Source organism: Nocardia thailandica NBRC 100428 (genome assembly GCF_000308795.1).
Taxonomy (GTDB): domain Bacteria; phylum Actinomycetota; class Actinomycetes; order Mycobacteriales; family Mycobacteriaceae; genus Nocardia; species Nocardia thailandica.
The window spans coordinates 1-9681 of record NZ_BAGK01000226.1 but is presented as its reverse complement, the minus strand read 5'-3'; the positions used below and the strand labels follow the sequence as shown (position 1 = coordinate 9681).

At 73.8% G+C, this 9681-nt stretch carries 7 protein-coding genes and 1 pseudogene; 4 read left to right on the top strand and 4 right to left on the bottom strand.

Going from position 1 to position 9681, the window contains the following annotated elements; all coding sequences use genetic code 11:
- Positions 1-1650: hypothetical protein (locus ON36_RS32960; protein ID WP_218001237.1), on the bottom strand; the 1650-nt coding region annotated here is incomplete at its 3' end.
- Positions 1651-3526: 1876 nt separating this feature from the next.
- Between ON36_RS32960 and ON36_RS26575 the strand changes: the two genes are divergently transcribed.
- Both ON36_RS26575 and ON36_RS26570 read left to right on the top strand, forming a co-directional pair.
- On the top strand, positions 3527-3961 hold the full coding sequence (locus ON36_RS26575) for a DUF3151 domain-containing protein (RefSeq protein WP_043659036.1): 435 nt from the start codon (positions 3527-3529) through the stop codon (positions 3959-3961).
- Positions 3962-3974: 13 nt separating this feature from the next.
- Complete coding sequence (locus tag ON36_RS26570; protein ID WP_083885443.1) at positions 3975-5138, top strand: FUSC family protein; 1164 nt, start codon at positions 3975-3977, stop codon at positions 5136-5138.
- Between the two features lie 7 nt (positions 5139-5145).
- On the opposite strand, the gene ON36_RS26565 is transcribed toward ON36_RS26570, so the two are convergent.
- Genes ON36_RS26565 through ON36_RS26555 form a run of 3 tightly spaced genes read right to left on the bottom strand, consistent with a single transcriptional unit; the run spans position 5146 to position 7469 of the window.
- Positions 5146-5994 (bottom strand): glycosyltransferase family 2 protein, encoded by an 849-nt coding sequence (locus ON36_RS26565; protein WP_043659031.1) that lies wholly within the window; start codon positions 5992-5994, stop codon positions 5146-5148.
- A gap of 51 nt (positions 5995-6045) precedes the next feature.
- Positions 6046-6849: a site-2 protease family protein gene (locus tag ON36_RS26560; RefSeq protein WP_052314369.1), complete on the bottom strand. Its 804-nt coding sequence runs from the start codon at positions 6847-6849 to the stop codon at positions 6046-6048.
- On the bottom strand, positions 6846-7469 hold the full coding sequence (locus tag ON36_RS26555; RefSeq protein WP_245558210.1) for a hypothetical protein: 624 nt from the start codon (positions 7467-7469) through the stop codon (positions 6846-6848). The genes ON36_RS26560 and ON36_RS26555 overlap by 4 nt, the downstream gene beginning before the upstream one ends.
- 277 nt (positions 7470-7746) lie before the next feature.
- Between ON36_RS26555 and ON36_RS26550 the strand changes: the two genes are divergently transcribed.
- Together ON36_RS26550 and ON36_RS26545 are read left to right on the top strand one after the other, a co-directional pair.
- On the top strand, positions 7747-9036 hold the full coding sequence (locus ON36_RS26550; protein ID WP_043659021.1) for an adenylosuccinate synthase: 1290 nt from the start codon (positions 7747-7749) through the stop codon (positions 9034-9036).
- 240 nt (positions 9037-9276) lie between these two features.
- A pseudogene (locus ON36_RS26545) lies at positions 9277-9681 on the top strand (hypothetical protein); the annotation flags it as partial.

Below are 9681 nucleotides of genomic sequence, written 5' to 3'. Positions count from 1 at the left end.
CGGACGCGGCGGCGACGGCCTGGTCTCCTCGACATCCGGCGCACCGTGCGGGCCGTGCTGTCCGCCCGGACCCGGCTGCCGCGGACCCGCGGCCGGACGCGGCGTGTTCGGCGGTCCACCCACCGGACGCACCCCACCGACCACCCGATCGGTCCGGCCGTCCTGCGGACGCTGCACCGGCAGCGCCGTGGTCGGCGCGTCGGCGCCTGCCAGCCCCATGGACACCGTGCGGTCCTCGGAACCCGGAACCTCCTGCCCCGCACCGGGCTTGCTCAGCGACGGCGCGCCCGGCACCGACATCTTGGTGGTCGGGCCTTCCGCCCCGGCGAGGTTCGTCGCGGGCGAGGTCGACATCTTGGTGGTCGCCGCGTCGGCCGCTCCCGCCTCGGCGGCGACGGCGCCGCGCGCGGTGTCGGCCTCCGCGCCGGACTCATCGGGCTCCTGCCCGCGGGCCTTCGCCGCGCCTGCGTTGTCGTCGGTTGCGGGCACACCGTTTGCGGTGCTCGCCGCGGCGGCCTTCGTCAGGTCGGCTCGTCCCGGCGTCCCCGAGCCCGCGGGATCGCCCGCGCCGCCGGTCTTCTCGGCGGCGGGACGATCTCCCGCTGTGCCCGGTCGGCCCGCCTCGGCGGCCGACGCGTTCGGCCGGTCGGCGGCGCCGGTCGGTTTCGCGCCCGGCGCAGCGCCCTGACGACCCTCGGCCGCCCCGCGCGGCTGGTTCTCCGGCGCGTCGCCGGCCCGGCCATCGGAAGCCTCGCCCGTCCGGGCGTCGGACGCGCCGCGTTGGTCGCCGGCCGTGCCTTCCGGCCGGTCGCTCGACGCGTCGCCCGACCGCGCACCGGCCCCGCCGGGCTGGGCGCCCGACGGGCGGTCCGGCCCGGTACCGGCCCCGCCGGGCCGGGCGCCCGAGGAATCGCCGGGTCGCGAGTCGGGCAGGCCGCCCGGCTGGGTGCCGGGAGTACCGCCCGGCCGGGTGTCGGGCGATCCGCCGGGCTGAGTGTCGGACGCTTGGCCGGGTCGTGAGGTGGGCGTGCCACCCGGCTGGGTGCCGGGAAGGCCGCCCGGCCGACCGTCGGTCGTCCCGCCCGCCTGCGCGCCGGAGGTGCCGGCCGGTTGCGTATCGGAGGTGCCGCCCGGCTGAGCGGCGGGTGAGCCGCCCGGCTGGGACTCGGTGGCGCCGCCCTGCTGGGGGCCGGGGGCCGCACCCGGCTGCGTCTCGGCCGTTCCGCTCGGCCGGGTGCCCGGCGTGCCGCCCGGCTCGCCGTCGGTGGTTCGGTTCTGCGGGGTGTCGCCCGTTCCGCTCGGCGGCGGGGTGGTCTTGCCGCGTCCGGTGACGGCCTTGGCCGCCGCGACGGCGGCCGCCAGCCCGCCCGTGGCGGCGAGACCGCCGAGGGTGTCGCCGGTCTTCGCGGGAGCGCCGGAAACGACCGGTGACGAACCCTTCTGCTGGTCATCGGTTTTCGCTGCTTCGCCGGACCGGGCCGCCTTCGCGGAGGTCGTCTCCTCGGAGTACTTGTCGGCCAGGGCCGCGAGGGTGGCGCGGTCGACACCGAGCGTCGGCACGTCGGCCTCGCTGCGGCCGCCACCCGCGGCGGCGGTCCGGAATACGGTCGTCGCCGCATCGGGGGCGCCGTCATCCTGCGAAGCGTCCACGGCCGCATCCGATTCCGCCGGTGAGCCGGTCGGCCGCGCCGGGCCTGCGCCCGCCGGACCCGGGCCGGCGAGCCCCGCGAGCGGGGACGGAGCGCCTGCCGGTCCGGTGCCGCCGCCCGGCCGCGTCTGCGAGCCACGGGGACCGGTCGCCCCGGAATCGCCACCAGCCGTACCGGTTCCGGGACCCTGGAAGCCGGGTGTACCCGGCCGCTGAGGACCGCGGGACGCGCCGGGACCCGAGACGCCGGGTCCGCCGGTGCCCTGCGCACCACCGGGTGTGCCCGGCCCCTGGGGGCCGCGAGCGGGACCGGCCCCCTGACCGCCCCCGGGCGCACCGGGACCCTGGGGCCCGCCGGCGTCCCCCGGCCGAGGTCCGGGACCGGCCTGCGGGCCGAAACCGCCCGGCCGCTCGCCCGGACCGCCGGGGTGCCCGGCAGAGCCGGCCGGCCGAGGACCGGGACCACCTGCCTGCGGGCCGTGCGCGCCCGCCTGGGAACCCGCGCCTCCCGGGTGCGGGCCGACACCGCCGGGCTGCGAGCCGGGCACACCGGGACGCATCCCGGCATTGCCGGGTCCGCCGGGGCGCGCCCCCGAGCCACCGATCTGGGAGCCGGGTCCGCCCGATTGCCGGCCGAGACCCCCGGGCTGCGAGCCGGGACCGCCGGGCCGGCCTTGGCCGGCGGATGGCGCGCCGGGGCCGCCGGGCTGACCGGGGTGACCGGATTGCGGGCCGGGACCGCCGGGCTGGGAGCCGGGGCCGCTGGACTGTGGGCCGGGACCGCTGGACTGTGGGCCGGGGCCGCCGGACTGGGAGCCGGGGCCGCTGGACTGGGAGCCGGGGCCGCCGGGCTGGGAGCCGGCACCGCCGGACTGTGGACCGGGGCGACCGGATTGCACGCCGGCACCGCCGGGCTGCGGGCCGGGACCGCCGGCTGCAGGACGGGAACCGAGCGGACCGCGCGCGCCGGGGCCGGGCTCGGCGTGCGGACCGGGCCCATGGGGACCTTCGGCGCGGGAACCCGGTCCACCGGGCCGCGAACCCGGCGCGCCGGGGCCGTCCTGGCGGTATCCGGGTCCGGCGGGACCGTCGGGTCGCGAACCGGGTCCGGAGTGACCTTCGGGGCGCGGGCCGGGCCCGGCCGCACCCTCGGGGCGGGGACCACGACCGGCGGGTGCGCCGGGCTGAACACCCGGACCACCCGGCCCCTGAGGACCGGCGGGTCCACGCCGGTCGGGGCCGAATCCCGCGCCGGGGCCGGGCCCGCCCGGCGAGCCGAACCCCTGAGGCCCGCGAGACGCCCCGGGTCCGGACACCCCACCGGGGCGGCCCGCACCGGAGCCCGATGCTTCGCGACCCGCCGCGGCGTCGCCGGGACCGCCCGCGCGCGGACGGTCGGTGCCCGGGCCGTTCGCGTCCGAGCGCCCGTCGCCTGCCGGTCGGGCCGAGCCGCCGGCGGAGGGGCCTGCCGGTGCGCCACGCCCGGTGTCACCCTCGCGCGTGGGGCCGCTCGCGCCGGGGAGCTGATCGCGGCGGATCACGACGGTTTCGCCGTTGCCCGCGGCGGCGCGGCCGGGTTCGGTGACGGCGTCGGGCGTGGTTCTGGTCGGTTCTGCGCCGGTCGGGGAACCCTTGGCATCGGCCGACGGCGCGTCGTCGCGCACCGGCTCACCGGGCCGGGCCGCGTCGCCCGCCGGGTTCTTGTCGTCGATCGGGTCGGACACCTGGTACCCCTCGCGCAGATTCGAACATTCAACTAGCGGTCAGCCTAATGCGCGCGGCGGCACGGGAGCCCGGTTCACCGACGTGGATCCGTGCGCGGCGCGCACCGCGAGGCCCGGCGCCGTAGCCGGGCGATAGAGCAATACCATGGCGGGTATGACCTCGTTCGGTGACCTGCTCGGACCGCAGCCGGTCCTCCTTCCCGAGATGTTCGACGCCGAGGACGCGATCGCGGCCGGTGCCGACCCCGTTCGCGTGGCCGCCGACAACCCGGCCGCGTCCATCGCCTGGGCCCAGCTGGCGGAAGCGGCGCTGGATCGGGCGGGGGAGGAGGTCGACCACGACACGGTCGCGGCCTACGCCTTCGCCCGCACCGGCTACCACCGCGGGCTCGACCTGCTGCGCCGCAACGGCTGGAAGGGCTTCGGCCCGGTGCCGTGGAGCCACGAGCCCAACCGCGGCTTCCTGCGCAGCGTCGGCGCGCTGGCCCGCGCGGCCAAGGCCATCGGCGAGGCCGAGGAATACGCGCGCTGCCTCGACCTGCTCGAGGACTGCGACCCGCAGGCCGCGGCCGAGCTCGGCCTGGACTAGTCACCGGCCGTCGGTGAGCGACTCGCCCCTGGTCGCCGCGGCCGGACCGGTGGTCTCCGCCGCGCGGGACAGCACGAAGGACCGGCTGAAGACCTCGCTGGTCCGGCTCCGGCTGTCCCTGCTGCCGATCGTGCAGTGCGCGCTGGGCGCGGGTCTGGCCTGGTTCATCGCGCACGACGTCATCGGCCACCACGAGCCGTTCTTCGCGCCGACGGCCGCGGTGGTGTCCATCGGGGTGTCCTTCGGGGCGCGGATCCGGCGCTCGGCGGAACTGGTCGTCGGTGTGGCGGTCGGCATCGGCGTCGGTGACCTGTTCATCGCCCAGGTGGGGACGGGCGTGTGGCAGGTGGCGCTCGTCGTCGCGGGCGCCATGGCGACGGCGGTGTTCCTCGACGGCGGCACGATCATCACCATGCAGGCCGCCGGTTCGGCGGTGCTGGTGTCCACGCTCAACCAGCCGCCCGGCGCCGGCCCCGATCGCATGATCGACGCGCTCGTCGGCGGCCTGGTCGGCGTGGTGGTGGTCGCGGCGATCCCGTTGCACCCGGTGCGCCGGGCCCGCGAGCACGCGGCCGAGGTACTCGCGGTCATGCACAAGTCGCTGGTCGAATGCGCCGACGGCCTGCTGGAACAGGATTCGGACAAGGTCAAGGACTCCCTCGACCGGGTGCGCGCGACCCAGCCGCAGATCGAGGCGTTGCGGTCGGCGCTGGCGGGCGGCCGGGAGATCAGCCGGATCTCCCCGCTGTACTGGAACTCGCGGCGGCGGCTGCAACGGCTGCACAACGCCGCCGACCCGCTGGACAACGCGGTCCGCAACACCCGCGTGCTGTTGCGCCGGTCGTTGACGCTGGTCCGCGACGACGAGGTCCTCGACCCGCGCCTGATCGAACTCGTCGACGAGCTCGGCAAGGCCACCGAGGTGGTCCGCCGGATGATGCTGGCCGATCCCGGCGAGCAACCGGATCAGGCCGAGGCCACCCGGGCCCTGCGCGGCGTCGCCAGGGACGCCCGGCCCGAGCTGGTCGCGGGTGCGGGCCTGTCGGCGCACGTGGTGTTCGCCCAGGTGCGCTCGATCGTGGTCGACCTGATGGTGGTCTGCGGCATGCAGCGGATCTCGGCGATCGCGCTGCTGCCGCCGACCGTGCCGCACCCGTACGTCACGCCGGAGGAGTGAGTGCCCCTCAGGTGACCGGCGAGGTCCGCGGCTTGCCCGGGTTCAGCGAGAAGCGCTTCCGGTCGAAGTCCCACATGCGGTAGATCGGCCACTGCGAGGTGTGCATGAGCCAGGCGCCCGAGATGACCGCCCGGTGGAACGGCAGGATGATGAAGCCCTGGTTGGCGATGGTCTGCAGGCCGCGCAGCTGGTAGGTCCACCACTGCGACGGCGGGGTCTTGCGCCGCCGGGCGGAGATGGTGGCCCGCATGTGCGCCAGCTGGTCGATCCGCAGTCCGGCCTTGCACAGGCACAGCGCGAGGTCGAGGTCCTCGTGCAGGTCGCGGCGCGTGGTGGTGTCCTGGGAGACTTTCTCCCAGGCGGTGCGGCGGATGGCCATGTTGGCGCCGTGGACGTTGCCGACCTGGCCGCCGATGCGGCCCAGCCGGTCCTGCGCCCAGATGGCGGCGTCGAGGAACACCCCGATCGGGGAGTCGTGGTAGGTGCTGACGCCGGTGAGGGCGGCCGCGTCGGGGTTCTCCTCGAAGTGCGCGCGCACCGTCGCCCCCCAGTCGGGGCCGACGAGGGTGTCGGCGTCGATGCGGCCGATGAGGTCACCGCGCGCCTTGCCGAAGCCGCTGTTGCGGGCGTTGGCCACGCCGGGCTCGGGTTCCTCGATGAGCTCGATCTTCGGATGTCGCTCGGCCAGAGCGGCGACGATCTCGCGGGTGTCGTCGGTGCTGCCGTTGTCGACGACGATGATCTCGTCGATGGCGTCCTGGCCGACGAGACGTTCCAGACAGGCTGCGATACAAGCGGATTCGTTGAGGGTGGGTACCACTACCGACAGGATTACCGGGGTGCCGTTGCTGGTCACCGACCCAGGCTAACGCACCCCGGTGCGATCCTCGAAGCGAGGACTCGCACGTTATTGCCAGAAACGAGTCAACTGGCTGCCGTACGCCGCCCACGAATCGGGAATTCCGGAGAGTTCGAACAATTCGTACACGCCGTTGAAGAATACGGTGTTGAGCGGCGTGAAGAACAGCAGCGCGAACAGCACCAGCATGCCGTAGGGCTTGACCTGATCGAGGGCGCGCCGCGTCTCGTAACTCAGCGAGGGCTCCAGGATTCCGTATCCGTCCAGGCCCGGGACCGGCAGGATGTTCAGCACGAACGCCGTGATCTGCAGGAACGCCAGGAAGGCGAGGCCGCACCAGAAGGCGATGTGCCCGTCCGGCCCGCCGACCTCGTTGCGCGGCACGAAATTGAGGATCACCAGCAGGACGACGGCGAGCAGCGCGTTCGACGCGGGCCCGACGAAACTGACCAGGCGGCGGATCTTCGCGCTGAACCGGGTGGTGTCCAGATACACCGCCCCACCGGGCAATCCGATGCCGCCGAGGGCGATGAACACCAGCGGCAGCGCGATCGACAACACCGGGTGGCTGTACTTGAGCGGATTCAGCGTGAGATATCCGCGCATCTCGACTTCGTGGTCGCCGGCGCGCCAGGCCACGAACGCGTGCGCGAACTCGTGCAGGCACAGGCTGATCACCCAGCCGGCGAACACCATGATCAGCACGCCGACCTGGGCGCGGGTGGAGCTGAGCGGGGCGTCCCAGGCCAGCGCGCCGCCGAGGACGGCGATCACGATCACGCCGAGGAAGACGGGACTCGGCCGCACCGCGCCGTGATTGCGGGAGTAGCCGGAGGGGTAATAGACAGTCATCGCACCAGGAGCCAGGGTTGTTCGAACCGGTAGAACGTCGAGCGGGGCACGGTGCGCGGCGACCGCACGCCGTCGCGGGTGACGACCGCGCCGGGCGTGCCCAGCTGCGCCGCGCGCCCGGCGACCCAGCTCCGCTTCCGGAAGCCCTTGCGCACCGAGGCTTTCACGCCCGGCATCGCGGCGGTCGGGGAGATGCGCATCGCCTTCACCACGCCGGTGAACAGCAGCGTGTCGTCGACGTAGGCCTCGCCTTCCAGCCGGGCCTCGTCCACGCCGGTGATCACGGCGCGCCCGACCAGGACGGTGCCGGTGTCGTCGCGGATGAGCGGCGTCTCCACCGCGCGGCCCTCGACGGCCAGCTTGGCGGCCGCGTTGCCGGTGCCGAGGTCGTAGACGCGCGAGGCGTAGCTCTTCTCGACCGGCACGTACCCGATCTCCACGTGCAGCCGCTCGGTGCGCATGAGATGGGTGAGCACGGCGGCCAGGCTGGCGTCCTCGCCGAGGACGATCAGCCGGGGCAGGCTGTCGGCGGCCAGCACGGGCAGCAGTTCGTCGACCACCGTGAGGTCGGGAATCGGTGTGGTCTGCGTTGTCGGCAGGGCGCTCAGCGCGATCGGCACCGGCGTGTCACCACAGCGGAGAACGTGGGTACTCAAACTGCCGTACACCCTCCTCGGTCAGGCCGACTGCCTGTCGTGCCCACACTGCCGACGCGGTAAACCCGCCGACCTGCCCGATCCACCGTAACCGATTACCGGGACCGATGATGCCCGGGGCGGCGGGGCGTTGCGAGGCCGCTGATCAGGCGTCGGCTAGACTGTGTTTCCGGCCACCGCCTCAGTACGGCAGGTAGCTGCAGCGCGAAGCGTGCTGCCGTCGATCTGTAGGAGAACCACGATGCCGGCAATCGTCCTCATCGGCGCCCAGTGGGGCGACGAGGGTAAGGGCAAAGCTACCGACCTGCTCGGTGAGCGGTTGCAATGGGTCGTCCGCTACCAGGGCGGCAACAATGCCGGCCACACCGTGGTGCTGCCCAACGGCGACAAGTTCGCGCTGCATCTCATCCCGTCCGGCATCCTGACCCCCGGCGTCAAGAACATCATCGGCAACGGCGTCGTCGTCGACCCGGGCGTGCTGCTCGACGAGTTAGCCGGGCTGGAGGAGCGCGGCGTCGACACCTCGGGCCTGCTGCTCTCGGCCGACGCGCACCTGATCATGCCGTACCACGTGGCGATCGATAAGGTCACCGAGCGCTTCCTCGGGAACAAGAAGATCGGCACGACCGGTCGCGGCATCGGCCCCTGCTACCAGGACAAGATCGCCCGTGTCGGCGTGCGCGTCGCCGACGTGCTGGACGAGAAGATCCTCACCCAGAAGGTCGAGGCGGCACTGGAGTTCAAGAACCAGGTGCTGGTCAAGATCTACAACCGCCGCGCGCTCGACCCGCAGCAGGTCGTGGACGAGCTGCTCGGCCAGGCCGAACGCTTCAAGCACCGGATCGCCGACACCCGCCTGGAACTGAACCTGGCGCTGGAGCGCGGCGAGACCGTGCTGCTCGAGGGCTCGCAGGGCACCCTGCTCGACGTCGACCACGGCACCTACCCGTACGTGACGTCCTCCAACCCCACCTCCGGCGGCGCGGCGGTCGGTTCGGGCATCGGCCCGAACAAGATCGACACGGTGCTCGGCATCCTCAAGTGCTACACCACCCGCGTCGGCTCGGGCCCGTTCCCGACCGAATTGTTCGACAACTACGGCGAATTCCTCGCCAAGCAGGGCGGCGAGGTCGGCGTCACGACCGGTCGCGCCCGCCGCTGCGGCTGGTTCGACGCGGTCATCGCCCGCTACGCCACCCGCGTCAACGGGATCACCGACTACTTCCTCACCAAGCTCGACGTGCTGTCGAGCCTGGAGACGGTGCCGATCTGCGTCGCCTACGAGATCGACGGCGAGCGGGTCGAGCAGATGCCGACCACGCAGACCGACTTCCACCACGCCAAGCCCATCTACGAGGAGATGCCCGGCTGGTGGGAGGACATCTCCCACGCCCGCACCTTCGAGGAGCTCCCCGCCAACGCGCAGGCGTATGTGCTGCGGCTGGAAGAGCTTTCGGGCGCGCGCATCTCGTGCATCGGCGTCGGGCCCGGCCGCGACCAGACCATCGTGCGCCACGACGTCCTCGGCTGACGGACGGCCGACACTTCGGGCCGGGCGCCTCTGGTACCCGGCCCGCCGTCGTCACGGGCGCCGCTTCCAGCGGTGATGCCCGCTCGCTATCGATTTGACAGTTTCCCGTCGGCTACCGCTATCGTGTGGCCCGCGGCACGCGGGGACGTGCCGTGTCCTGCAAGTTCGATGGTGGTGTTCGGCGTGTTCCGTCGCTCAGTTCAGTCCGGCAATCCGACGGCACGGCGAATCGCCCGGCCGATGGCGGGTGTGGTGCCGATGGCGCTCGCGGTCGCGTGCGCCGGGGTCGCGGGCGCGATCCCGCAGCCCGGTATCGGCGCCCCGCCGGTCCAGCCGGGCCTGAGCACCCCCGCCCCGGAACCCGAGCGCGCCGACCTCGGCAAGCTCGACGGGCCCGACACCCTCGAACGCCTGGCGCCCACGCCCGCGCCGCCGACCCGCCCGATGCCCGAGCCGACCGCGCCCGCGCCGCCGGTGGTCATCGAGGAACTGCATCTGCCCGAGCCGGTGGAGCCCGTGGCGCCCATCGCGCCGCCCGAACGCACGTTGCGCATCGGCAGCTTCACCAACCCGGTCCCCGCCGAGGTGCCCGACGACCTGCTCGACCCGGTCAACGAGCACGCGGCGAACATCGAGGCCGCCATC